Source organism: Sulfuricurvum sp. (assembly GCF_019163035.1).
Taxonomy (GTDB): Bacteria; Campylobacterota; Campylobacteria; order Campylobacterales; family Sulfurimonadaceae; genus Sulfuricurvum.
Genome location: NZ_JAFLKV010000065.1, coordinates 3,928 through 27,138 on the forward strand (window position 1 = coordinate 3,928; position 23,211 = coordinate 27,138).

23 protein-coding genes and 1 pseudogene are annotated in these 23,211 nt (G+C 44.0%); 12 read left to right on the plus strand and 12 right to left on the minus strand.

Annotated elements, in window-relative coordinates; genetic code table 11:
* Positions 1–12: 12 nt before the first annotated feature.
* The 7 genes from leuS (at position 13) to rlmC (ending at position 10,276) form a co-directional block, all read left to right on the plus strand.
* Positions 13–2,439, plus strand: a complete 2,427-nt coding sequence (gene leuS, locus JZU62_RS05315; protein WP_295012668.1) for a leucine--tRNA ligase — start codon at positions 13–15, stop codon at positions 2,437–2,439.
* A 4-nt stretch (positions 2,440–2,443) separates the two neighbouring features.
* A complete protein-coding gene (locus tag JZU62_RS05320; RefSeq protein WP_295012629.1) occupies positions 2,444–2,941 on the plus strand; it encodes a hypothetical protein in 498 nt (165 codons plus the stop codon).
* Between the two features lie 10 nt (positions 2,942–2,951).
* Positions 2,952–4,487, plus strand: a complete 1,536-nt coding sequence (locus tag JZU62_RS05325) for a diguanylate cyclase (RefSeq protein ID WP_295012631.1) — start codon at positions 2,952–2,954, stop codon at positions 4,485–4,487.
* Complete coding sequence (locus JZU62_RS05330; protein ID WP_295012633.1) at positions 4,484–5,647, plus strand: Mur ligase family protein; 1,164 nt, start codon at positions 4,484–4,486, stop codon at positions 5,645–5,647. Before JZU62_RS05325 ends, JZU62_RS05330 begins: the two co-directional genes overlap by 4 nt.
* Positions 5,625–8,600, plus strand: a complete 2,976-nt coding sequence (locus JZU62_RS05335; protein WP_295012635.1) for a DEAD/DEAH box helicase — start codon at positions 5,625–5,627, stop codon at positions 8,598–8,600. The genes JZU62_RS05330 and JZU62_RS05335 overlap by 23 nt, the downstream gene beginning before the upstream one ends.
* Before the next feature lie 78 nt (positions 8,601–8,678).
* The gene (locus tag JZU62_RS05340; protein WP_295012637.1) at positions 8,679–9,146 is read left to right on the plus strand and encodes a CZB domain-containing protein; all 468 of its coding nucleotides are present in this window, start codon (positions 8,679–8,681) and stop codon (positions 9,144–9,146) included.
* A gap of 11 nt (positions 9,147–9,157) precedes the next feature.
* Complete coding sequence (gene rlmC, locus JZU62_RS05345) at positions 9,158–10,276, plus strand: 23S rRNA (uracil(747)-C(5))-methyltransferase RlmC (protein WP_295012638.1); 1,119 nt, start codon at positions 9,158–9,160, stop codon at positions 10,274–10,276.
* Here the strand turns inward: rlmC and JZU62_RS05350 are convergent.
* The 5 genes from JZU62_RS05350 to pgaB form a co-directional block, all read right to left on the minus strand.
* Positions 10,243–10,773 (minus strand): YgjP-like metallopeptidase domain-containing protein, encoded by a 531-nt coding sequence (locus JZU62_RS05350; RefSeq protein WP_295012639.1) that lies wholly within the window; start codon positions 10,771–10,773, stop codon positions 10,243–10,245. The two genes, rlmC and JZU62_RS05350, sit on opposite strands and share 34 nt — an antisense overlap.
* A gap of 59 nt (positions 10,774–10,832) precedes the next feature.
* On the minus strand, positions 10,833–13,415 hold the full coding sequence (locus JZU62_RS05355; protein ID WP_295012640.1) for an EAL domain-containing protein: 2,583 nt from the start codon (positions 13,413–13,415) through the stop codon (positions 10,833–10,835).
* 256 nt (positions 13,416–13,671) lie between these two features.
* On the minus strand, positions 13,672–14,118 hold the full coding sequence (gene pgaD, locus JZU62_RS05360; RefSeq protein ID WP_295012642.1) for a poly-beta-1,6-N-acetyl-D-glucosamine biosynthesis protein PgaD: 447 nt from the start codon (positions 14,116–14,118) through the stop codon (positions 13,672–13,674).
* Between the two features lie 4 nt (positions 14,119–14,122).
* Positions 14,123–15,415 (minus strand): poly-beta-1,6-N-acetyl-D-glucosamine synthase, encoded by a 1,293-nt coding sequence (gene pgaC / locus JZU62_RS05365; RefSeq protein WP_295012644.1) that lies wholly within the window; start codon positions 15,413–15,415, stop codon positions 14,123–14,125.
* A 9-nt stretch (positions 15,416–15,424) separates the two neighbouring features.
* The gene (pgaB, locus tag JZU62_RS05370; RefSeq protein WP_295012646.1) at positions 15,425–17,446 is read right to left on the minus strand and encodes a poly-beta-1,6-N-acetyl-D-glucosamine N-deacetylase PgaB; all 2,022 of its coding nucleotides are present in this window, start codon (positions 17,444–17,446) and stop codon (positions 15,425–15,427) included.
* A gap of 140 nt (positions 17,447–17,586) precedes the next feature.
* Here pgaB and JZU62_RS05375 point away from each other — a divergent pair, with 140 nt between their 5' ends.
* From JZU62_RS05375 to JZU62_RS05390, 4 genes are read left to right on the plus strand one after another with little or no spacing between them, the layout of a single operon-like run.
* On the plus strand, positions 17,587–18,168 hold the full coding sequence (locus JZU62_RS05375) for a hypothetical protein (RefSeq protein ID WP_295012648.1): 582 nt from the start codon (positions 17,587–17,589) through the stop codon (positions 18,166–18,168).
* The gene (locus tag JZU62_RS05380; RefSeq protein ID WP_295012650.1) at positions 18,165–18,974 is read left to right on the plus strand and encodes a TIGR00282 family metallophosphoesterase; all 810 of its coding nucleotides are present in this window, start codon (positions 18,165–18,167) and stop codon (positions 18,972–18,974) included. Before JZU62_RS05375 ends, JZU62_RS05380 begins: the two co-directional genes overlap by 4 nt.
* Positions 18,975–18,985: 11 nt before the next feature.
* Positions 18,986–19,627 carry a 3-methyladenine DNA glycosylase gene (locus JZU62_RS05385; protein ID WP_295012652.1) on the plus strand — a complete coding sequence of 214 codons (642 nt, stop codon included), beginning with the start codon at positions 18,986–18,988 and terminating at the stop codon, positions 19,625–19,627.
* Positions 19,624–19,968, plus strand: a complete 345-nt coding sequence (locus JZU62_RS05390) for a VanZ family protein (protein ID WP_295012654.1) — start codon at positions 19,624–19,626, stop codon at positions 19,966–19,968. The genes JZU62_RS05385 and JZU62_RS05390 overlap by 4 nt, the downstream gene beginning before the upstream one ends.
* Here the strand turns inward: JZU62_RS05390 and JZU62_RS05395 are convergent.
* A complete protein-coding gene (locus tag JZU62_RS05395) occupies positions 19,952–20,143 on the minus strand; it encodes a YwbE family protein (RefSeq protein WP_295012656.1) in 192 nt (63 codons plus the stop codon). The two genes, JZU62_RS05390 and JZU62_RS05395, sit on opposite strands and share 17 nt — an antisense overlap.
* An 11-nt stretch (positions 20,144–20,154) precedes the next feature.
* The gene (locus tag JZU62_RS05400) at positions 20,155–20,787 is read right to left on the minus strand and encodes an HAD family phosphatase (RefSeq protein WP_295012658.1); all 633 of its coding nucleotides are present in this window, start codon (positions 20,785–20,787) and stop codon (positions 20,155–20,157) included.
* Between the two features lie 84 nt (positions 20,788–20,871).
* Here JZU62_RS05400 and JZU62_RS05405 point away from each other — a divergent pair, with 84 nt between their 5' ends.
* Positions 20,872–21,003 carry a hypothetical protein gene (locus tag JZU62_RS05405; RefSeq protein ID WP_295012660.1) on the plus strand — a complete coding sequence of 44 codons (132 nt, stop codon included), beginning with the start codon at positions 20,872–20,874 and terminating at the stop codon, positions 21,001–21,003.
* A 13-nt stretch (positions 21,004–21,016) separates the two neighbouring features.
* On the opposite strand, the gene JZU62_RS05410 is transcribed toward JZU62_RS05405, so the two are convergent.
* From JZU62_RS05410 to JZU62_RS05430, 5 genes and pseudogenes are all read right to left on the minus strand, one after another.
* Complete coding sequence (locus tag JZU62_RS05410) at positions 21,017–21,376, minus strand: cupin domain-containing protein (RefSeq protein ID WP_295012662.1); 360 nt, start codon at positions 21,374–21,376, stop codon at positions 21,017–21,019.
* Positions 21,377–21,430: 54 nt separating this feature from the next.
* The gene (locus JZU62_RS05415; protein ID WP_295012664.1) at positions 21,431–22,084 is read right to left on the minus strand and encodes a methyltransferase domain-containing protein; all 654 of its coding nucleotides are present in this window, start codon (positions 22,082–22,084) and stop codon (positions 21,431–21,433) included.
* A gap of 13 nt (positions 22,085–22,097) precedes the next feature.
* Entirely contained in the window at positions 22,098–22,283 is a 186-nt protein-coding gene (locus JZU62_RS05420) for a hypothetical protein (protein ID WP_294896376.1), read from the minus strand.
* Positions 22,284–22,380: 97 nt separating this feature from the next.
* Positions 22,381–22,599 carry a cold-shock protein gene (locus tag JZU62_RS05425; protein ID WP_295012666.1) on the minus strand — a complete coding sequence of 73 codons (219 nt, stop codon included), beginning with the start codon at positions 22,597–22,599 and terminating at the stop codon, positions 22,381–22,383.
* A gap of 189 nt (positions 22,600–22,788) precedes the next feature.
* Positions 22,789–23,211, minus strand: a pseudogene (locus tag JZU62_RS05430) (DNA polymerase III subunit gamma/tau); the annotation flags it as partial.

Genomic DNA, 23,211 nt, shown 5'->3' on the forward strand with positions numbered 1-23,211 from the left:
ACCCCCGCATCGATTGAGGCAAAATGGCAAAAAACGTGGAGTACCACGAAAGCGTATGAGTCCTCGGATGATTTTAGCAAACCTAAAAAATACATTCTCAGTATGTTTCCTTACCCATCGGGGCGTATCCACATGGGACATGTCCGTAACTACACCATCGGTGATGCGTTTGCCCGTTATTACCGTCAGCAGGGGTTTAATGTTCTCCATCCGATTGGATGGGACAGCTTCGGGATGCCGGCAGAAAATGCGGCGATTAAACACGGTGTTCACCCTAAAAAATGGACGTATGAAAATATCGCTACGATGCGCGGCGAGTTGGCAGGATTAGGTCTCTCCTTTTCGGAAGATAGAGAATTTGCCACTTCGAATCCAGAATACACGGCATTCGAGCAGAGTTTTATTATCGATATGTTTAACAAAGGGTTGTTATACCGCAAACAAGGGTTTCTCAACTGGTGTCCGCATGATTTGACCGTTTTGGCAAATGAGCAAGTGGTTGATGGCGGATGCTGGAGATGCGGAACTGAGATCGTCCAAAAAGAGATGTATCAGTACTACCTCAAAATCAGCGATTACGCTGAAGAGCTTTTGGAGTCACTCAAAACGTTAGAGGGTAAATGGCCAAAGCAGGTTCTAACGATGCAGGAGAACTGGATCGGTAAATCATACGGTTTGGAGTTCGCGTTTAAACTCGATGTTGAGAGTGAAGCGCGTCTGGGTGCCGTCTATCAATCTTTTGATGTTTTCACGACTCGACCTGACACGATTTACGGCGTGAGTTATGCCGCTCTTGCACCGGAACATGAAATCGTCCGTCATATGATCTCATTCGGATTACTTGATACCGTAACTGCGGATGCGATCAAAGCGATGCAGCGTGTAAGCGCACGTGATCGTGCTACAAGCCCGAAAGAGGGGGTATCACTGGGGATCAATGTGCTTCATCCTCTCACGGGGGAAAAAGTTCCGGTCTGGGTGGCGAATTTCGTCCTTACCGATTACGGCTCGGGTGCGGTGATGGCGGTTCCTGCCCATGATGATCGCGACTACGAGTTTGCGACTAAATACGATTTACCGATCAAAGCAGTTATTTTCCCTTCCGAGGGTGAGCTACCATCAGGATGTGCGTATACCGAAACAGGAATTTTACGTGATAGTGCAGAGTTCAGCGCTCTGGATAACGTCACGGCTAAAGCGTCGATCATGGATCATTTTGAAGCAAATAAACTCGGTAAAAAAGTGATCAATTTCCGCCTCAAAGACTGGGGAATCAGTCGTCAACGTTATTGGGGAGCACCGATACCGTTTATCCATTGTGAGAGTTGCGGAATCGTCCCTGAAGATAAGGCTAATCTCCCCGTGGCATTGCCTGAGGATGTTATTATCAACGGCGAGGGAAATCCGCTCGAACATCATGCTACATGGAAACATTGTACGTGTCCGAAATGTGGAAAACCTGCCATTCGTGAAACCGATACGATGGATACGTTCATCCAATCATCATGGTATTTCTTGCGCTACACGGTCAAAAATGATTTTAAAGAGGCGTTTGATAAGCAAGCACTTGATTACTGGATGGGAGTGGATCACTACATCGGCGGAATCGAGCACGCGATCTTACATCTATTGTATGCGAGATTTTTTACCAAAATGCTTCGTGATTTGGGATACGTAAGTAGCGATGAGCCGTTTGAGCATCTTCTAACACAAGGGATGGTTCTTAAAGACGGTGCGAAGATGTCCAAATCCAAAGGAAACACCGTCGATCCGGGAGCATTGATAGAGAAATACGGTGCTGATACGGCGCGTCTATTTATCCTCTTTGCTGCCCCACCGACCCAAGAGTTGGAGTGGAATGATAGTGCGGTTGAGGGGGCATTTCGATTTTTGAAACGGTTTGCGGATCGCGCTCAGTATGTTAATGTTACCGATCACTTACCGATTATCGATCATAGTGTTCTTACAAAAGAAGCTAAAGGGGCACGGAAAAAAGTATACGAAGCACTTAAACGTGCTCAAGAAGTTTATACGGAACGTCACACCTTTAACACTATGATTGCCGGTGTAATGGAAGCGATGAATGCGTTGAATGAACAGAATAATCGCGATGTATGGACGGAAGGGTACTGGATTTTAACTTCTGTGATGGAACCGATTATCCCACATATTTGTTGGGAACTCTCAACTGAATATTTCGGCGGAAAAAACTTCGGTGTCCAAGTGGTACTAGAAGAGGTTTTCGAAGTCGAAGCATTGTCTCTGGGCGTATCCATTAACGGTAAAAATCGTGCAACGATCGAAGTGGGAGTTAGTGAGTCGCAAGAAGCGATCATAGAGATAGCGAAAGCTTCCGTAGAGAAGTGGATTGAGGGAAAAGAGATCGTAAAATCGATTGTGATCCCCGGTAAACTTGTCAATCTTGTGATAAAAGGGTAGCACCATGAAATACTGGATACTGAGCACTTTCTTTTTTTTAGCCGGTTGCGGCTATCAACCCGCCAGCCATTTAGCCAAAAATGTTCTGGGTGAGAGTGTCAGTACCGAAGTGGTCATTTCGATGGAAGATCCACAAAATAGTGTTATCATTAAAGATGCAGTCGATACCGCTGTTATTACCAAATTTAGAACCTCTCTTGTTTCCAAAAATGTGGCGTCAACTCATTTAAAAATATCGATCGGCTCGGTCTCCTTTAGTCCGCTTCGTTATGATACGGACGGCTATGTAATAACCTATAGAACCAGCGTAGGAATGGTGATTAGCCGTATGTTTCAGGGAAAAGTAAAAAATTATACGACGCACGGAACCTATGATTTTGAAATAGAGCCGAATGCTATTATATCCGATCAGGCACGCTTTGAGGCGATTCGTCAAGGGGCTCAAAAAGGGATAGATGCTTTTGTCGCGCAAATCGCGGCAGAGGGTGCAAATTCGAAATAAGGGGTAGGTTATGACTATTAATCAAATTGTTCGAAACACGGTTGAGCGACTAAAAGCAGAGGGAAAAGTATGGACTCCTGATGCGTATAGTGAAACATTTTGTGCTGAAGCCAAAAAAGCGGGATTTGCGGTAGAGGACTGTAGCGGAATAGATCGATATATCTCCCTAATGGATAAAAAAACACTCGAAGAGGTTAAGCAATACCGTGTTCGAACGACGGCAGAACTGATCCGATTCTTAATCTCAAAACTGAGTCGTATGAATCCTAGTGAAGCATCTGTATTGGTTGAGCTTTTGAGTAACTTGGCCAAAAAAATGGCAGAGAGTATCGATGTCTTACACAATCCGGATGCTTCGGCATTAGCGAAGAAAACCATTGCTATATTAGAAGAGCAGGGGGGATCAACACAACTAGAACTCCTCAAACAAGCGTGGATAAATTTTTTAAGCATTTATGATGACTCATTTTTAATGAAATTGTCTGTTTTCGGTTCAGTCGATACCGCAAATTTGCGAAGTACCATTGAGAGTTTGAGTTTACAAGGGGGTTTAAGCGGAGAAGCCGGCAGTGCTAAAACCGTCCAGTTACTCATTGCTTCATTAGTTCCATCCATCGCTCCGACGATGGACAGTGCTACGATTGCGCTCACTCAAAAACTTCAGGACAATCCCTCGTATATTGACACCGATAGTTGTGAAAGAGAGATAAAAACGGCGATAGCAATGCGTATTGCATTGGATAAAAACAGTGTAGAAGAGATGGTGCGTGCACTTGATTCCCTTTTGGGAAAACTTTCAGCACAGTTGATCGAGTTGATTGAGCGAAGTGAAAATTCTAGCAGTGAGATTCGAGAGGTAAAACGTGATCTTGAAGCGCTGGATAACCAAAAACCTACCGATTTTAAAACAGCACACAAGCGTCTTTATACGATTGCGAGCACGTTAGAAGAAAAAGTGGAAGTGTTGAGCAAAGATCTAAAAGTTCATAATGAAAAAGTAAGCCAAATGGGGAAAAAAATCGCTACCCTTGAAGCCGATTTAGCCCAAGCAACCCAAGCATCTCGGGAAGATTTCTTAACAAAGCTTTTCAATAAACGGGCAATCGAAGAGCATCTTAATCTCAAAGAGGCGGAGTATGAGCGTCATGCTCATCCGTTCTGTGTGGCTATGCTCGATTTGGATCACTTTAAATCGGTCAATGATACGTATGGACATGAAGCGGGAGATGCGGTACTGATTGCCTTTTCAAAAATTCTAAAATTAGAAGCGCGTACCAGTGATACCGTCGGTCGTTTCGGAGGAGAAGAATTTTTAGCCATTTTGGGGGACACTGATTTGAATGGTGCAAAGGTATTTTGTGAAAAGGTGCGTGCCCATGTCGAGCAAGCCCATTTTATGTATCAAGGACAGCGGATTGCGGTGAGTGTCAGTATCGGTGTTGCACAGCGTAGTGATTTTCCCTCATTAAAAGCATTGGTCAATGGTGCGGATGAGCGATTGTATGATGCTAAACACAAAGGGCGAAACCGCGTCGAGCCAGCATGACATTAGACGAATTTCTCTCTTTCAAACCTCTTTTTTACGATGTGATCGACTATAATCGTTTTCCTAGCACGTATAGTGAGATCAAGCACTCTCTACCGACTCCAAAAACCATTCACCTCGTCGGAACCAACGGAAAAGGTACTACGGGGCGTTTTCTAGCAACTGCACTGCACCGCGCAGGGCAAAAGGTTGGGCATTATACCTCGCCACATATTCTGCGATTTAACGAGCGGATTTGGTTAGATGGCTCTGAAGTGAGTGATGAAATATTGGAGTGTGCCCATCAGAAGCTTCTAGCTCTACTATCTGTGAAAATTGCTGAGACGTTGAGCTATTTTGAGTATACGACTCTGCTCTCGTTAGTGGTGTATGAAGGGTGTGATTACGTCGTGTGTGAAGCGGGTTTGGGCGGGGAATATGATGCGACTGCTGTTTTTGATAAAGTACTGAGTATCTTTACACCTATCGATTTTGATCATGCGGCATTTTTAGGTAGTTCCATTGATTCGATTGCAACGACGAAACTACGAAGTATGCAATGTGTCGCTTTGTTGGGAACACAAAAACACTCTGAAGTTGAAACGATTGCTCGAACTATTGCGGAGGGAAAAGGGTGCACACTATATACACTCTCCGAGCGGTTGACTCCGAGTATCGAAGAAATAGCATTGCAACTTGCCATAAAAAATGGTCTCAGCAATTATTTACGCGATAATCTGACATTGGCGATGAGTGCGTATGAGATGCTGGGGTTCGAGGCGAGCGAAGTGGTGTTTGATCAGAGTGCCTTGTTTGGGCGACTGAGTAAAATCGCCTCTAATATAACGTTGGATGTGGGGCATAATGCACTTGCGGCAGAGTCGATAGCCCAAAATTTTGTTGGGAAAAAAGTGACCCTCATCTATAACACTTACGGGGATAAAGATTACCGCGAGATTTTGAGCATATTATCGCCGATAATCGAAACGGTTGAGATTATAGAGGTGAGTGAGGGGCGGATTGTTGAACGTCATTTGCTTGAATCGGTTTTACGTGAGTTAGAAATACCGTTTGGTATGTTGGATACACTCCATGAAGATAAAGAATATTTGGTTTTCGGTTCATTCAGCGTTGCCGAAACGTTTTTAAAGAGGATAAATGTCACAAGCACGATGGTATGAATACCTAAAAAACAACCCGAAAAATCGCCCTGAAATCCTCCTCTGCGAGGATGCCAAAGAGGCTTCTGAACTGAGCGATGTTTCGACCTTTTTAGAGGTGCCCCATATCGTATTACCCGATTTTCGTGCAACTTATATGGATGATTTACGCCCGTTTTCTGAGGAACTTTTTGCCCTCTTTACCGCACTTCGTACCTATTATACGTCGTCCAAAAAACCGCTGATTATAGCACCTCTTAAAACCCTTCTTTTTCCGATGCCCGATCCCTCATTGCTTCAAAGCGAGACCATCGAATTCGCTTCAAGGATCGATTTGGGAGCGTTTAAAGAGAAGCTGATCCACTGGGGATACACCTTTGTCGATATGGTGGAGATGGAGGGGGAGGTATCCCATCGCGGCGATATCCTCGATATCTATGTCCCTAACCAAAGCAACCCGTACCGTATCAGTCTGTTTGATGATGAGGTTGAAGAGATCAAAGCATTCGATGTCGAAACCCAGCGTACCGACAAAGAAGAGTTAGCGAGTATCGAGGTAACGAGCGCTTTTTTCTCCCTCGATGCACAGCAGTACAAACATTTCGAAAAAGCGATAGCTCAGGCGCAAAGCGATAGCTTTGTCAAAGACATCGCATCGCTCGGTTTCTGGGTATTGGGAGAGCACGGAGTCGATCTGTGCAAAGGGAAGAGGGTTGCACGTATCCGTGAGATGAAAAGCGTCCTCGATGAAGCCTACGGGCTCAACCAACCCGTTTTGCCTCGCGAGCGATTGGAAGCGGATATTCTCCCTGAGTCGGAGCGCTACACGCCACTAGGCGGAGGGAATTTCGAAACTCTTCGCAGTGTCCATAAGAACAAAAAATTCACCCTAATCGCCGCGAGCGATACTCAGCTCAAAGCGGCGGGGATATTTGATCTCAAAGAGATCACGGTAAAAACCTCAGGGATCGTCCTTAACCTGATCGGTCCTGATGAGATCATATTCTCCCTTAACCGCCATGAGAAAAAGCGTCGTCGCCGCCGTACCTCCATCCTCCTCGATGATCTCAAAGTGGGGGATTACGTCGTTCACGAAGAGTACGGAGTGGGGATATTTGTCGGGATTGAGCAAGCCGAAATCCTCGGCGGGATCAAAGACCTTGTCGTGATAAAATACATGGGGGATGACAAACTTCTCCTCCCCGTCGAAAATCTCGATGCGATCGATCGCTATATCGCATCAGGGAGCCTCCCATTACTGGATCGTCTAGGCAAAGGGAGCTTCGGTAAACTCAAAGAGTCGGTCAAAGCGCGACTGTTCGAGATCGCTTCGGAGATTGTGGGGATCGCGGCGAGCCGTGCACTGATCAAAGCTTCCGTCATCAACGTCGATGCGGGGGAACTTCGCCGTTTTCAAGCAGAATCAGGGTTCGATTATACCCCTGACCAAGCGAGTGCAATTAGCTCCATCGTTCGTGACCTCTCTTCGGGGCAGATTATGGATCGGCTCCTCAGCGGCGATGTCGGTTTCGGGAAAACCGAGGTGGCGATGAACACTATTTTTGCCGCCGCAAAAGGGGGATTTCAATCGCTTCTCGTCGTTCCGACAACCTTACTCAGTTCCCAGCATTTCCAATCGCTGAAAACCCGCCTTGCGCCGTTCGGGCTTCGGGTCGCGAAATTGGACCGTTTTGTGAGTACTAAAGAGAAAAATGCGACCCTTCGAGCACTCGAAGTGGGTGAACTTGATTGTGTCGTCGGAACCCATGCGCTGTTCGGGGTGAGCTGTAAGAAGCTCGGGATCGTCATCATCGACGAAGAGCATAAATTCGGGGTGAAACAAAAAGAGAAACTCAAATCGCTCTATGAGAACGTCCATCTCCTCAGTATGAGTGCGACGCCGATTCCTCGAAGCCTCAACCAAGCCCTCAGCTCGATCAAAACGATGTCCGAACTCCTCACCCCTCCGAGTGAGCGTTTAGGGGTACGGACGTTTGTGAAAAACTACGATGAGAAACTGATCAAAGAGGTGATTTTACGCGAGCTTCGCCGCGGCGGTCAAGTGTTCTACGTCCATAACTCGATCGATTCGATGATTATCAAATCAGGTGAGCTCAAAGCGATTTTGCCGGAGTTGCGTATCCTCATCCTCCACTCTCAAATCAGTGCGACCCAAACCGAAGAGGAGCTGGCGAAATTCGCGGGCCGCGAATACGATGTACTCCTTGCCACCTCTATCATCGAATCGGGGATCCACATGCCGACGGTCAACACGATGATCATCGACGGCGCCGATCGTTTCGGGATGGCGGATCTGCATCAGCTTCGCGGACGGGTCGGACGGGGGCATATCGAGGGGTATGCGTACTTCATCGTCGATGACAAAGACCACCTCACCGAAGAGGCGAAAAAACGTCTTGTAGCACTCGAATCTAATTCGTTCCTCGGAAGCGGTTCGATGCTGGCGTACCACGATCTCGAAATCCGCGGAGGGGGGAATCTCGTCGGGGATGCCCAAAGCGGTCACATCAAAAATATCGGATATGCCCTCTATCTTCGGATGTTGGAGGATGCGATCAAACTCCTCACCAACCAATCGAGTGCCGTGCGTGCCAAAGTGGATATCAAACTCACCGTCAGCGCCTTTATCAGCGATGAGATCGTGAGCGAAGACCGTCTTAGACTCGAGCTATATCGCCGTCTCAGTCAATGTGAATCTCCGAGCGAGATTTACGAAATCGAAGAGGAAGTGGGAGATCGGTTCGGCAAACCCGATACGCCGACGAAACAGTTTTTTGAGATCATGGTGATCAAATTGCTGTGTATCGAGAAAAAGATCAAAATGGTGAGCAACTATAATCAAAATATTACGATAGAGTACACGAACGGTGTGAAAGAGACATTACAAAGCAAGAGCAAAGATGATGACGATCTCATAGGTACTGTATTGCACTATTTACGTACCGTAAAATAATTAAAGATAGTGATATTTGTGTTATTTTTATGATTTTTGGCAGGTATAATAATAGTATTACATCGAGGATGGGTTTATATGGATAAAACTACAACATTACAATCGTTGAGTGATGCTAAAAAGGCGCATGTCAAGTGGGTACAGCATGCAAAATTATTGATTGAGGGGTTGGCGATTGATGAGGGTGCCATACCACTTAGCTGTACAGATTGCCGTTTTGGGGAGTGGTTTTACAGTGAGGGACAAAAACTTAGCGCTTTAGGAAATATGAGCTGTTTAGACGATATCGAAAAAGCTCACTTTACATTACACGATGAATATATGCACATTTTTAAAATTTATTTTACGGATACTGATCGATCATTTTTTTCTAAATTATTCAATTCTAAAAAAAAGGTTACTGAAAAAGAGCACGAGAAAGCAAAAGAACATTTTATTAAGTTGCAAGCCGCTTCTGAGGAAGTATTAGATCATATCGGTCGGTTAGAGCGACGACTGTACGCTATCCCTCAAAGTTCATTTGATACAAATGCAACGGGCATATAAATGAAGTTAAAATGAGCTTTTGTTCCTATTTTGATGCCCACCTTTGCCATTCATGCGGATGGATTGATTACCATTATGCTGAGCAACTGAAACTCAAAGGTGAGCATTTACACACCCTTTTAAATAAGTATCAGCCGCAAGAGTGGCTCAAACCGATACCGTCGCAGATTAAAGGGTTTCGCAACAAAGCCAAAATGGTGGCTACTCCGACCTTGGAAGGAATTGTCCTTGGGATCTCCGAAGAGATAAGTCTTATCGAGTGCCCATTGTATGATATTAGTATGCAGAAAGTTTTGCACACCATTCAAGAGTGGCTTCGTGAGCTGGGGGTCAAAGGGTATGATGTGCGGATGCGAAAAGGGGAGCTGAAATACGTCCTTCTCACCCGTAGCCAATCAAACGGGACTATGATGCTCCGATTTGTCCTTCGCTCTTACGGCATTATTGCCAAATTGCAAAATGCACTTGAAGATTTGGTGAAACATGCGCCGGAGCTAAAAGTGATAACGGCTAATATCCAGAGTGTTCACATGGCAATTTTGGAAGGGGAAGAGGAAATTTTCTTTACCGAGCAACGCCGTTTAGAAGAGCGATTTAACGGTATCCCTCTTTTCATACGCCCCAAAAGTTTTTTCCAAACCAACGCGGATGTGGCAGAAAAACTCTATCGCATTGCAAGTGAGTGGGCGGATGAGAGCAAGCCTAAAATTTTATGGGATCTCTTTTGTGGTGTGGGGGGATTTGCCCTCCATTGTGCGACGCCGGAGCGGAGTATCATAGGGATAGAGATTGAGAGTGAAGCGATTGAGTGTGCTCGTGATTCGGCAGCGCAGTTGCAGATGGATGCTATCCGTTTTGAATCACTCGATGCCGCAAGTTTTGGGGCTAACTCTGGGGCAAAGCCTGATGTTATCATTGTTAATCCACCACGTCGCGGGTTGGGAGAGCAGTTGTGCAAGTGGTTAAACCGCGTCGATGCTGAGCGAATACTCTATTCGAGTTGTAATGCGACAAGTTTAGCCAAAGATCTTGATACCCTCAGCGGCTATACTTTGAAGCGGGTGCAACTCTTTGATATGTTCCCCCATACTGCACATTATGAAGTTTTGGTGGAATTAGTCCGCGAGTAAAGTTCTCCGAAGAGATCGAGGTGTGTTAAATAGAGCCTCACTTCAAACTCCAGTTGATGGTAGTGTGGCTCTATGTGGATGCAGAGTTTATAAAATGCCTTGTCGTGATTTTTCTCTTTGAGATGGGCGAGTTCGTGGGTGACGATCATTCGTAAAAACGGCTCAGGAACTTTTTTAAAAACATGAGAAATACGAATCTCATTTTTGGCTTTGAGCTTTCCCCCTTGTACTCGTGAGACAAACGTATGGGTGCCAAGTGCGGAGTTCAAATCACGGATTTTAGTGTCGTAGAGCACTTTGGATATGGGTGCAGAACCTCGAAAATAGTCATTTTTGATCTCGCTTACGTAATCATAGAGGCTTTTATCGGTATTGTAGACGTGAGGTTCGGGATATTTGAGCAAAAGGCGCTCACCGAGGGCATCGGTGTCGATCAGGTGGAGTACCTGAGTTTGTATCTCTTGGCTGTAGTGGGATAAATATTTCAGCGATTGCATAAGTTATTGTAGTACAGAGTCAATAAAAAATTGATCTAGTGAAGTGTAATATCCTCGTATTAAATCACCCATGAATGATTTTCAGACCATTTTAGAGCCCATTCTATTAACTTTTCCGAGGGCATCGGGCGTGCGATTCCAAATCCTTGCGCAAAATCACATCCAAGTAAAAGGAGCTGTTTTCCATGTTCATGTGTTTCAACACCTTCTGCAATCACTTCGCGTTTGAAAGCTGAGGCTAATCCGATAATCCCTTCCAAAATTGCCAAATCATCACGATCATCAAGCATATCTCGAACAAAGCTTTGATCGATTTTCAATGTTGCCAAGGGGAGCTGTTTGAGATAGGTGAGAGAGGAATAGCCCGTTCCAAAATCATCTAAAGCAAAATTTATCCCGATTGTTCCGCATTTTTCAATAATTTGGGACGCTAGATTGACATCTTCCAGTGCACTGGTTTCAAGTACCTCGATTTCGAGTAATGAGGGATCAAAATATTCATGTTTCGAAAGAATCAGTTGCAACCGTTCAACAAAATTTCCTTGTAATAACTGTCGAGCCCCTACATTAACACTGACTCGTAGCGTAAGCCCCTGTTGTTGCCAACGCTCAATTTGGGAAATAGCTTCCCCTATTACCCACTCACCGACTTCGATGGCTAAAGGATGATTTTCAATGATAGGGAGAAATTCAAGAGGAGGGATAAGACCTTGTTCAGGGTGGTTCCAACGTATTAGCGCTTCTGTACCGATCAGGTCGCCTGTACGCATATTAATCTTAGGCTGATAGTACAAAACGAATTCGTTGTTGCTCAGAGCTTGCTGTATTCTCTCTAAATTTTCGTGTCTTACACGTATGGTACGATCGTGTTCCGAATCAAATATATGGTAGCGATTTTTACCCGATTGCTTAGCTTCATACATGGCTTGATCGGCTTGACGAATGAGTTGATCCGCATCTACAATCTCATATTGTGGATAAAATGTTGCCCCTATACTCGCTGACACTTGAACTATAATATCATCCAACACTACAGCCTGACTTGCTGCCTCTAAAAGTCGTTGAATGATAGGAAATGCCATTGACATATCATCCAAATCGACAAGAATTGCCACAAATTCATCTCCCCCTAATCGTGATAGCGTGTCTCCATCACGCAATGCATGTTTCATCCGTTCAGAAAGAGCTATAAGAAGCTGATCACCAACGGAATGTCCATATCGGTCATTGACTTGTTTAAAGCCATCTAAATCAAGATAAAGTATCGCTATTTTCTCATCACGTCGTTCTGTATGAATCATAGCTTGCCGTAGGCGGTCTGATTTTAAAACTCGATTCGGTAAACCGGTCAGGGCATCATAATGGGCAATATAATCGAGTTGGTGCTCGTGCTCTTTCATCTCCGTTATATCTTTGGTTGTTATTAAAATACGTTTTTTATCCGGCAAGACGGTCGCTGTCATATTGATAATAACACGTTTTCCGTCTTTTACAATACATGTTTTTTCAAAGCCTACTATATATCCTATCTTGAGAGCAGTATTCATAGCCTCTATAGCACGATCTTTATCTTCTGGGGCACTCAGAGAGATACAGGAGGTTGATAAAAGATATTCACGTGTAAATCCGGTCATTTCCAAATAAGCATCATTGAAATCCAAGAAGTTGGAGTCCATATCCAAAACTGCTATGCCGTCTTTAGAGGTATTAAAAATGGTCTCAAATTTATCTTTTTGTTCTTGTATCTCCATTTGAAGATTTTTTTGTTCAGTAATATCGTAAAACCATCCCAAAATGCAGGGTTCACCTTCAAATTCCATTGTCGTATAAGAAGCCAATGCCCATACTACTTTGTTATTAATTAAAAACTCAACGAGTCGATTATCGACGTGTCCATTGGCATGTATCAACTCTATGATTTCATCATATTCTTCTTTATGCGCATAGTAATTATGAGGGTTTTTACCTACAACAGCGGATATATCCGTTTTCGTAATACGAGCGTAGGTGTTATTGGCAAATACAATTTCTCGGCCGTTTGCTTTTGCTATCCTAACTGCTATAGGGCTCATTTTCAAAAGATGAAGAAGGGTGTTTTCACTGGCTTTGAGAATATTTAAAAGCCTTTTAGTCTCATCTTCCGACTTTTTGCGTTCGGTAATATCGATGGCAGTCGCTATTAAGACTTTTTTGCCAAAATAGTTACTGGTAACTAAAGATATATCTTTTAAAAAAATATCTCCATTTTTTTTCCTCCCCCAAAAATCAAATCGTTGCGGTATACCCTTGATGGCATCGGCGATATAGGTTCCAACTTTCTCTAAATTGTTAAGTCCGGGAGCAGACAAAAACTCTGGAGTTTTTCCTATAAAATCTTCTTTTTGATACCCATATATTTCAACTGCACCCTCATTAACATCCAAAAACCTACCATCAAAATCTTGAATATAAATAGCTTGCTTTATCGAGTTAAATAATTCTTTATAACTTGATTCACTTTCTTTTTGTTCTACAATGCCTTCACAGGAAGAGATAATACCGCTAATCTTGCTATCATCTACATGTTCAATACCGATTTCGGGATTTTCAAAAGTGGTTAAATTTATTTTTATTTTTTCGGTTGTCAACGGATTTTTTTTCATTGATATTTAACCTTTAAATATTTATCGATACATGCTTTTTTTAGATTTTCTACATACAATGTAATTATCCTATCATAGATTAAGCTGAACGATTATTAAAACGATACTATTTAGTTAATACTTTTGTAATAAATATTATTAAATAACAGCATACAATCTTATTCATTTTGATTCATTTGCTTTTTGTTTATTTTCAATGATTTGCGAGAATATTTTAAGAAGGGTAAATCCTGAAGCTAGGATTTATCGGGCATGTTTATAGCTTGCTACTGGATTCAATTTGGTTATCTAGGTGGATTATATGACCATGTTCATCGTGATAAACGGTAACGAGCTGGCTGCTGACACACTGCTGTAATTCTGCATCATCTATATCAAAATAGCTAGAATAATCGTTTGAGTGATAGATTAAATGCTCACTAGGGGCTTGGTGTCTACTTAGTCTTGAGAGGATAAAGAGCACTATCGGAGTTCCAACTAACATATAAACTGCATGTTCAACAGTAACGCTATGAATTTCACCAAAAATCCAATCCGATAACTCTTCTACGGGAGCATCTAAGGTAATGATTCGATAAAATACGTGAAATACAGGTTTCCATAAATAGATAAAACCTATCCAAAGTAACAAGGTTATGATGTCCCAAATAATCCGTTTGGTTTTTGGTAATTCACGCCGTTTATTAATAATCAATGTTTCCATGTTCTTAACCTTTTTTGACCTGTTGATGTGCTCCACGGTCGGGACTAACCCAACGAGCGCGCCCTTTTTTCCCGAACAAAACTTTTGGAAGGGCCGTTACTGCCGTAAATAAATTAAGGAGCCAATAGGCAAATGGATACCAAATCATCCAAAAATAATTTTTTCCTAAACCTTGGTCATAGTGACCGTCTAACCATTTACTAACACCAAACTGCACCAAACACGCACCGATGAGAATAATGCTACTTTCATCTGGCAAAATAGGGGATTGTTGAGGCATTAGATAATTTACGGGGACAAATAAACTAATGATCCACACTAAAAATACCAATACCATACTGTATGCCCAAATCGTACTGAGCATAAGCTCAACCATCAATCCCCAAAGATGGGTTTGTTTGGGCATAAATAAAACTTTGAAATTTTTAAGCATCACTTGAGCACCACCCATAGCCCAACGAAGACGCTGTTTCCAGAGTCCGCTCAACGTCTCCGGCATCAAAATCCATACCAATGCACGCGGTTCAAAACGGACATCCCAGCCGTTGCGTTGCAGTTTCCAAGTAACATCGATATCCTCCGTCAACATATCGGGGCTCCAATAGCCAACCTCATGCACCGCCGCTTTTCTAAAACCGGTAATAACCCCTGATACGGTAAATATTCGTCCAAAACTACGTTGTGCCCGTTTTATCATCCCGACAATAGAGGAAAACTCACCCACTTGTATTTTACCCAGCAGTGTTGTGCGGTTACGTATGCGTGGATTACCTGTTACCGCGGCAACTGCGGGGTAGCGGATAAAATGTTTCACCATCCAATACAGACAATACTCATCGATCAAAGCATCCCCGTCGATACCCACTAAATACTCATATTTGGCGACCAGTGCACCGGCTTGAAGCCCTAGCGCTTTACCCTGATTCGCGGCTAAATTGACCACTTTTAATTTGGGGTTGGTTTTTGCCAACTCTAGCAATATCTCTAATGTGTTATCTTTGCTCCCATCATTAATGGCGATAACCTCAAATTCGGGATAGTTGACATTCAGGGCATACGTGATGGTTTCAATCGCATTTTGCCCTTCGTTGTAGCAAGGGATCAAGATACTGACCCCCTCCCATTTTTCATTGTCTCTTAGCGGTGGAATCGTATATTTGAGATATGGCTTTTCATTTTTATAATAAAAAAAGATAGCGCCGACGATCCACAAACTCGACATAAAGAGGGGATAATAAAATATAAAACCTAACAGTGTGTGCCATAATAAATGGACAAATACAATAAAAGTGGTCATAAACTCTTCCTACTTGTTGGAGACAATATCGCTTGGTGTATACGAGTGCATACGTAACGATTTGCGGCTGAATGCTTCTTTCATGGTATCGGCATCAGGGGTGTTGGTAAACACATTATCAGGATAATAAGCGATATGATGGACACCAAGATTATATAAATGACTCATGGTATCAGACATCTCTTTGGGCGATATCGGCTCATTATCTTTTCTCCAATTAACGCTCTGCAACTCCATCACCGTACGCTCCATCCCACACGCTTCTTGATTTACGTTGTGAATAATTTTATCGTAAAATTGAGTCGGATCATCCGCTTGTTCCATATACGGCATCGCCATAATAGCGGTGTAATCGTAGTGCTTGATCGATTTTGCTAAACTTTGTGCATACCACTCTTCGGCATCTTTGTTTAATGCGACTTGTGCGTATAAATTACGTGCTGTTTTGAGCCCCGGTTGTTCATTTCGCACGCTCTGAGCTAACTCCATCGCAAACGCATCCAAATGGTCTGTTTTGAGCTGAGTCCATTTTTGGAACTGTTTTCGATCGGCTCTGATTTGGGTCACAGTTGGGGCTAATCCCCATTTTTTATATTGCTTACGTGCCGCATTGCTGTCATCTTCAAAATCCGATAGCGTTACGTCATCATGAAATATTATTCCGTCGATATAAACTGATTTTGCCAAATCTGCATAAATCTCTTTAATCACTTTTCGTGCCTTAGGAGAATAGGGGGAGAGTCTAGGGTAGCCCATGTTTAGATGGGTCGGATCAATCTGCAAAGTTACGACCGTATCGTTCTTGGCGGGATTGTTTGAGGGTAACTGCCATGCCAGCATCGGCATCCATGCGTACACCCGTTTCACTTGGGTACGCGTTGAAATTTGCCATGCCACCCGGTTAAACAGATCAGAACGCATTGGAATATTACGGTTAGGGAAATAGACATAATCAGCCGCACCATTAGCATCAGGGTCGGCAAACGCTTGCAGGTAGATCGTGTTAACTCCTAGATTTTTGATCCGATCGAGCAACGCACCCAGATTTTTTTCGCTCTGGATAGGGTCACGGTCATAAATATAATCCAAATCAACATGTGCTGCTTTGGTGGTGCGTGCGTCATCGGTGAAATTAGCATTTCGAACCCACATATTAAGTTCTAAATCAGGGAGGGTCATTTTGTGCTCAACCAAGATACGACGAAGTCCCCACAGCGGTGTAATATTCGTATTACTCCCATCATCCAAAGTAAGCCCAATCGGCATACCAACCTTCTCAGCAATGTGTCGCGCTTCACTATTATAATGCCCATACGGCCATACGATTACACGAGGTTTTTGACCGGTGTATTCCTTTAAAAAACGGTTGTTTTCGGCTAAATCATGGTAGATACGTTTTTGATAGCTTTTTTCATCTTCATATCTCGCTTTATCACTCAACCATTGACGGGTTCTCACTGCGGGTTGCATATTCCCCTGCGGATTGCCCGCTATCCCTTTGTGTAAAAAATAGGTATGACTAGCAACCTCTACGAGGCCGCTGCTTACCATTTCCTTGATCTCGGCTTGGCTTAAAAACTTAGCACGTGGAATCATGTGTTTATCAAAATTTACGGTATCTTTGGCTTGTAACCAACTGCCGACCAACGCGATAACAACAGGGATTTTGTATTTTTTTATGAGGGGGTAGGCGTTGGCATAAACCGACTGATAGCCATCATCAAACGTCATCAAAACAGCTTTTTTAGGCAAAGCTTTTCCGCTTTTTCGATACGCTAAAACATCATTGATACTGATAAAGTGATAACCGTTATCCATGAGCCAATGGATTTGCTCTTCAAAATGGGCTGGAGTAACCGCATAGGTTGAATCGAGAGTTTCACTTTTGTCCGCGATTTCGTGATAACTTAGGATGGTGAATTCGTTCGGATTTTGGTCTCGACTACAGATATTGGGGGCATCGTTTGCTAGTGCATAACTGCTTGCTAATGCTAAGAATGCCAAAATAAATTTTGCTATTGGTTTTTGCATAAATCAGAGTTCTCTTTTTAAGATTTTAATCGGAAATTATACAGCATCCCCCCTTGTAAATCCCCAACTTTACCTCTACTTCTTACGTCCGCTTTTGCTATCTTATAGTATAGTTAGTGTACATAATGCAAAGGTTCTGGATGGAACATCAAAAAATCGACGAACTGATTGCGAAGATCAAAGCGCTTGAATCGGAGCTAGAAGCCGAATTGCATCAAGAGTATGAGCGCTTCACGTGCGAAATTACTAAAAAACGGGAAGAACTTCTCGCTTCGTACCGAAAAGATCGTCAGGGATTATTGCGCTATTTGGCAACGACACCGATGTTGCATCTTCTGAGCGCTCCGATAATATGGGCTGTTTTGATCCCTGCATTTATTTTGGACGGATTCGTGTCGTTCTATCAATGGGTCTGTTTCCCGATTTATAAGATTACAAAAGTAAAGCGAAGCGATTACATTATTTTCGACCGTCATCGCCTCGCTTATCTTAACCTCGTTGAAAAATTCAACTGTCTCTATTGCAGTTATTTTAACGGTTTGATGGGATATATTTCCGAAATCGCCGCCCGAACTGAGCAGTACTGGTGCCCCATCCGTCATTCATCACGGGTAAAATCGATCCATTCACGATACCAAAGATTTTTTGAGTACGGCGATAGCAGTAATTATCGACAAAGCGCAAATGACCTAAGATCGGAACTCATAGAGGAGAAAGAGTGAAAATAGCATTTATCGGAGATATCGTCGGACGTCCGGGACGGATGATGATCAAAGAACACCTCATGAAACTTCGTCGCGAACACGGCATCGATTTCGTCATCGCCAACTACGAAAACGCCTCCCACGGATTCGGAGTGACGATGAAAAATGCCAATGAGCTGTTCGGGATGGGGATCGATGTCATGAGCGGCGGAAACCACACGTGGGACAAAAAAGAGATCGAACCGCTGTTGGAGAGCTTGCCACTCTTGCGCCCTCATAACTACCCCGAGGGGGTCAAGGGGACGGGGTGCCGTATCTTCGAGGTAGCGGGGGAAAAACTCGCTGTTCTTAATATCATGGGACACTACGGGATGCCGTACGTCGATAATGCGTTCCGATGCGCTCGTGACACCGTGGAGAGCCTCAAAAACGACGGAATCAACCACATTTTCCTCGATTTTCATGCCGAAGCTTCCAGTGAGAAGCGTGCTATGCTGATGCTTTTGCAAGCTCAGGTGAGCGGCATTATCGGAACCCATACCCATGTGGGGAGCGATGATTTCCAGATTCTCAAAGGGACAGCGTATATGACCGATATCGGTTTGAGTGGATGTCGTGACAACGTTATCGGGATGGATTCCAGAGTTCCGCTAGAGCGGTTCATTACTGGGGTATCGGGACGGTTCGAAGTGCCTGAAAAATGCCGTAAAATTCTCCAAATCGCTATAATGACATTGGAAGAGGGAAAATGCACCGAAGCATTCAAACTCAAAATCTTCGATGATTCTCGTGTATTCCGCACCGATGCGTGGCATGAGGAATAAAAGGGGCATAGATGGAGCTTTCTGATTCTTTCGAACTTTTCAGTGCATTAGAACCACTAAAACTCTTAGAGGATTCTCCCCCTCTGTGGTGGCCGTCGTATGGAACCTTTGACGTGATCGTCGGTGCCATCCTCACCCAAAATACCCAATGGTCTCGTGTCCAAATCTCCCTCGATAACCTCCGTATCAAAGAGCTTTTATCCCTCCACGTCTTAGCCCATTGTGATGTCGAGGAGTTGATGGAGCAGATCCGTCCGAGCGGTTTGTTCAAAGCCAAAGCCCAAAGCCTTATCCGCCTCTCCCAAGCGATCCTTGAGGATTTCGGCGATTTCGAGACCTTTTCACTCAGTGTCGATAGAGAGTGGCTGTTATCTCAAAAAGGGATCGGACCTGAGACGGCAGACAGCATCCTTTGCTACGCCTGTGCCCGTCCCGCGATGGTAGTGGATAGCTACACGGCACGGCTGTTAAATGCGTTTGGATATGAGTTTGAGAGTTATGATGAGTTGCAGGAGTGGTGCGAAGCGGGAATCAGAGGTTATTTCGATACCGTGCAGCTCCCTGCCGCGTTTGCGCGGTTTCATGGGATGATAGTGGAGTATGTGAAGAGCAATAGTAAGGGGAAAATAGTGCAAATAGAGTGTTTAGGTTGAGCCTTGATCTTTTTAAAACAGCCTATTACAGCAGCTTTTTGGCTATCGAATACCTTGCCCTTACGCCACAACACATCAAAATCGTAGCGAGCTTTTGGGATAAACAAAACCACTTTATCGCTTTTTTTACTCTCTATGTATTGTTAAGTTTGGCATATAAGCATCTATCCACACGCCTAAAAGTCATTCTTTTATTACTGGTCGGTTTCCAAATCGAGATAACACAATACTTTATCCCTAATAGATTCTTTTCACTCATGGATATTGTCGCAGATTGTATAGGGATTGTGATCGGGATCGGAATCTATAAGCTCATCACAAAAATCAAAACACCTCTTTAACTCGTCCCACTTCCCCGCTCATAAGCCGTACTTTGATCCCATGCGGATGGGAGGGTGATTTGGTGAGGATGTCACGAACAACCCCCTCCGTCAGTCTACCCGTACTTTGATCCTCTTTGAGGACGATGCTCACCCGTTTACCTGACATGATATTCTTTCGTTCTTTGCCGTCCATTGTGTATTCCTTTATTTGAGTAGTGTTAATAATTCTTCGAGCGTTTTGATCCGATACTTCGCCGCGCTAAAATCGTGTTTTTCGGTAAAGCGGTTGTGGACGATGACACACTCTATCCCCGCACTCACCGCCGAGCGTAATCCTCTCTCCGAATCCTCGACGATGATCGTTTCGTGTTTCTCACCACCTAGACGCTCTAATCCCAAGAGGTACGGATCGGGGAAGGGCTTGGCACGGGGGTATTCTCCGCTGCAGAGGACGAAATCCATATAATCAACAATCCCCCGTGAGGCGTGGATGAGCTCAAAATCGCATCGAAGCGCTGAGGTGACGATCCCCATGCGGTAGCGGTGTGAGAGTTGCTCTAGTATCTCTTTGACTCCGGGGATAGCGATCTCTTCGGTGCGTAGATAGTGCTGATAACGCTCGTTTCGCTGTGCGCGCCATCGGTCGGTCTCGCTGATGGGGACTCCCGCTTCTTCGGCGATCAAAAAAGCGCTCTCTCCCGCGATCATAATGTCGCGGTAGCGATCCTCGCTCAGATGAAACCCTTTGGAACTTAATATTTCGGCGCTGGCGGTATAGTACCAGTGTTCGGTATCGACGAGGACACCGTCATTGTCAAAAAGGATCTGTTTTTTCATAGTGCAATCATATCCAATGATAAACATAATGTGAACGGTAAACGGGTTATAATTCTGTATCTATTTAAATATTTAGGAGAAAATATGATCCGTTTGATGATGGTGAGTGCAATAGCAATTTTGATGTTGAGCGGTTGTACCGTCAAAGAGTTCAGTGACGGTGTGGGCGATGGGATCAATGATGTCAAACGTGTTGTTCGCGGGAATAATAACTAATCCCGCATCCCATTTAGCACGCTAATACTTCGATAACGTCGACTCCCTTGGGGACGAGACATAAAAAACTGTATTTTTCCTCTCCGATAGTCTCATAACTGTGCGGTATCCCCGCAGGAATCAGCAACACATCTCCCGCACCCGCTTCAATCGTTTTATCTCCGATGATCACTTTCGCACGTCCGCTCAGGACATACTGCTCATGTTCGACCGTGTTGGTGTGCAGCGGCATATAGCCTCCCGCATCGATGGTGAAGTTACGCATGGCAAACGTGGGGGATTCATCGGGTGAGAGGAGCATTTTCATGCTTACGCCGCGACCCGCTTTTTGGGGAGTTGCTTCGATGGTGTCAATTTGTTTGTGTAAAAACATAAGCGCCTCGTATTGGTTAATGACGAAAGGGTAGCACAGGTGAGTTAAATATTTCTAACGTGTGTAACGGAGAAGCTGCCCTTTAAAGGCATCAGTAAGATAGGTGGTATCGAGAGGTTTGCTCTGGGTGTGGGAAAAATCGAGATTCACCATTTTTTTGCTGAAATTAGAGTGGTTTCCCCGCCCCGGATCGACGATAATTACTTCGCATGAGTGCTTTGTATGACGATCGATAAATCCTGCCAAAAGGTTAATATGATCTCTTTCATACAGAAGATCACTGCCGATGATAAGATCGAATTCCCCCAGTGTATCGTCAAAATCTCCCCATCCGGTACGGGTAAAGGGGATGAGGTTGTCATTGTTGATTCGGGTATTTTCGCTCATGAATTGTTCCGCTTCGGGATGGTAATCGGTGGCGGTGATGTTGGCGGCGCGATGGTTGAGTACGAGACTGGCTAATCCGATACCGCATCCCACCTCTAAAATCCGTTTTCCCGCAATATCAAAATCGCTCATTAGATGGGCAAGAATTTTGCTCGAATCCCAAATAACCCCAAACAGCGGCCATGAGGCGGAGGATATTCCGAGGTTGCGCGCCATATCATCGGTATCATAATATTGTTGGGTATCTCTGAGGGTTCGGACGTGAATGTCAGCGTTGATAAATTCGAGGGTTTGATAACGGAAGCGTAAGGAGGATGACATAGCTACCTTGCGCTTAAGCGCGAAGGTTTAGCCATGAGGGAGGATTGTCGAAACTGAGTTCACTTTCGTGCCAGTCGGTTTTTTCACTGTTGCGGGCGTGAAGTTGTCCGCCGATAAGGGTATATTGGAGCCCTGTTACATTACTGGTAAGCTTTTTACCTTCTTTTAACGCATCTAAAACGGCTTCTCTGCTTTCCATAGTGGTCCTTTTAAAATCGGCTTGGAAAAACACCTACATAGTGTCTTAGTAAAATGATTTGGGGAAGATGGGCAGATAAAATCTGCCCGAGAGGAAGTTACAGAGCTGTAACGTTTTCTGCTTGTGGACCTTTGTCACCTTGACCTACTGTGTAAGTCACTTTTTGACCTTCGTCAAGAGAAACACGGCCATAACCAGTGTTGTTGATTTGACGGAAATGTACGAATACATCTTTCCCGCCGTTATCTTGTTGGATAAATCCAAAACCTTTTTCGCTATTGAACCATTTAACTGTTCCGTTTAGTACTTCTGCCATAATAGACCCTTTTTGTTGTTATACACTCCGTTGCCGAAGTGGTCGAAAATATAAAGTGGAGCATTCTTATGGTAGATCGTACTGTTAACTAAAAGGTCTTCAATAAAAAACAAACCAAAGATGAAACTCTAAATCATCTTTCAATGGAAATAGTATACCTGAAAAAAAACTTAATAGCAAGTAAAGTTATTATACTTTAGATTGAACCGTAATTTTGGTTGCTTCGAACAGCTCTGCCGCCTTTTGAATCATCGATTCTTTGAGGACATCACTGCCGTCAAACTCTTTGATACTGGTTTCATCACACTGGTTCACACAGCTTCCGACACCGATTTCGGCATCTTCGATCATCGAAACGGGTTCGGAATTTTCCTCTTCCTCTGCGAGGGTAATGACAAACGGTTCTTCTTTTGTTTGGATCGGCGCTTTTACTTCGGGTGTTTTGGTGCACCCTTGTGATTTGATCTGCGTATCGATGCCGTAGATTTCACGGACAAACTGGCGGATGATACCGAAACTGTTTTTGAGAAGTTCTTTGTCCTCTCCCTCTGCACAACTCTCCCATGTAAGGGCATCGTTCTCATACGATATAAAGGTGACATTGTTTTTAAA

Bases quoted from the DNA above. Each gene is read 5' to 3' on its own strand.
- JZU62_RS05320 (WP_295012629.1), top strand. From the start codon at position 2,444: ATGAAATACTGGATACTGAGCACTTTCTTTTTTTTAGCCGGTTGCGGC.
- JZU62_RS05325 (WP_295012631.1), top strand. From the start codon at position 2,952: ATGACTATTAATCAAATTGTTCGAAACACGGTTGAGCGACTAAAAGCA.
- JZU62_RS05330 (WP_295012633.1), top strand. From the start codon at position 4,484: ATGACATTAGACGAATTTCTCTCTTTCAAACCTCTTTTTTACGATGTG.
- JZU62_RS05335 (WP_295012635.1), top strand. From the start codon at position 5,625: ATGTCACAAGCACGATGGTATGAATACCTAAAAAACAACCCGAAAAAT.
- JZU62_RS05340 (WP_295012637.1), top strand. From the start codon at position 8,679: ATGGATAAAACTACAACATTACAATCGTTGAGTGATGCTAAAAAGGCG.
- rlmC (WP_295012638.1), top strand. From the start codon at position 9,158: ATGAGCTTTTGTTCCTATTTTGATGCCCACCTTTGCCATTCATGCGGA.
- JZU62_RS05350 (WP_295012639.1), bottom strand. From the start codon at position 10,773: ATGCAATCGCTGAAATATTTATCCCACTACAGCCAAGAGATACAAACT.
- JZU62_RS05355 (WP_295012640.1), bottom strand. From the start codon at position 13,415: ATGAAAAAAAATCCGTTGACAACCGAAAAAATAAAAATAAATTTAACC.
- pgaD (WP_295012642.1), bottom strand. From the start codon at position 14,118: ATGGAAACATTGATTATTAATAAACGGCGTGAATTACCAAAAACCAAA.
- pgaC (WP_295012644.1), bottom strand. From the start codon at position 15,415: ATGACCACTTTTATTGTATTTGTCCATTTATTATGGCACACACTGTTA.
- pgaB (WP_295012646.1), bottom strand. From the start codon at position 17,446: ATGCAAAAACCAATAGCAAAATTTATTTTGGCATTCTTAGCATTAGCA.
- JZU62_RS05375 (WP_295012648.1), top strand. From the start codon at position 17,587: ATGGAACATCAAAAAATCGACGAACTGATTGCGAAGATCAAAGCGCTT.
- JZU62_RS05385 (WP_295012652.1), top strand. From the start codon at position 18,986: ATGGAGCTTTCTGATTCTTTCGAACTTTTCAGTGCATTAGAACCACTA.
- JZU62_RS05395 (WP_295012656.1), bottom strand. From the start codon at position 20,143: ATGGACGGCAAAGAACGAAAGAATATCATGTCAGGTAAACGGGTGAGC.
- JZU62_RS05400 (WP_295012658.1), bottom strand. From the start codon at position 20,787: ATGAAAAAACAGATCCTTTTTGACAATGACGGTGTCCTCGTCGATACC.
- JZU62_RS05405 (WP_295012660.1), top strand. From the start codon at position 20,872: ATGATCCGTTTGATGATGGTGAGTGCAATAGCAATTTTGATGTTGAGC.
- JZU62_RS05410 (WP_295012662.1), bottom strand. From the start codon at position 21,376: ATGTTTTTACACAAACAAATTGACACCATCGAAGCAACTCCCCAAAAA.
- JZU62_RS05415 (WP_295012664.1), bottom strand. From the start codon at position 22,084: ATGTCATCCTCCTTACGCTTCCGTTATCAAACCCTCGAATTTATCAAC.
- JZU62_RS05420 (WP_294896376.1), bottom strand. From the start codon at position 22,283: ATGGAAAGCAGAGAAGCCGTTTTAGATGCGTTAAAAGAAGGTAAAAAG.
- JZU62_RS05425 (WP_295012666.1), bottom strand. From the start codon at position 22,599: ATGGCAGAAGTACTAAACGGAACAGTTAAATGGTTCAATAGCGAAAAA.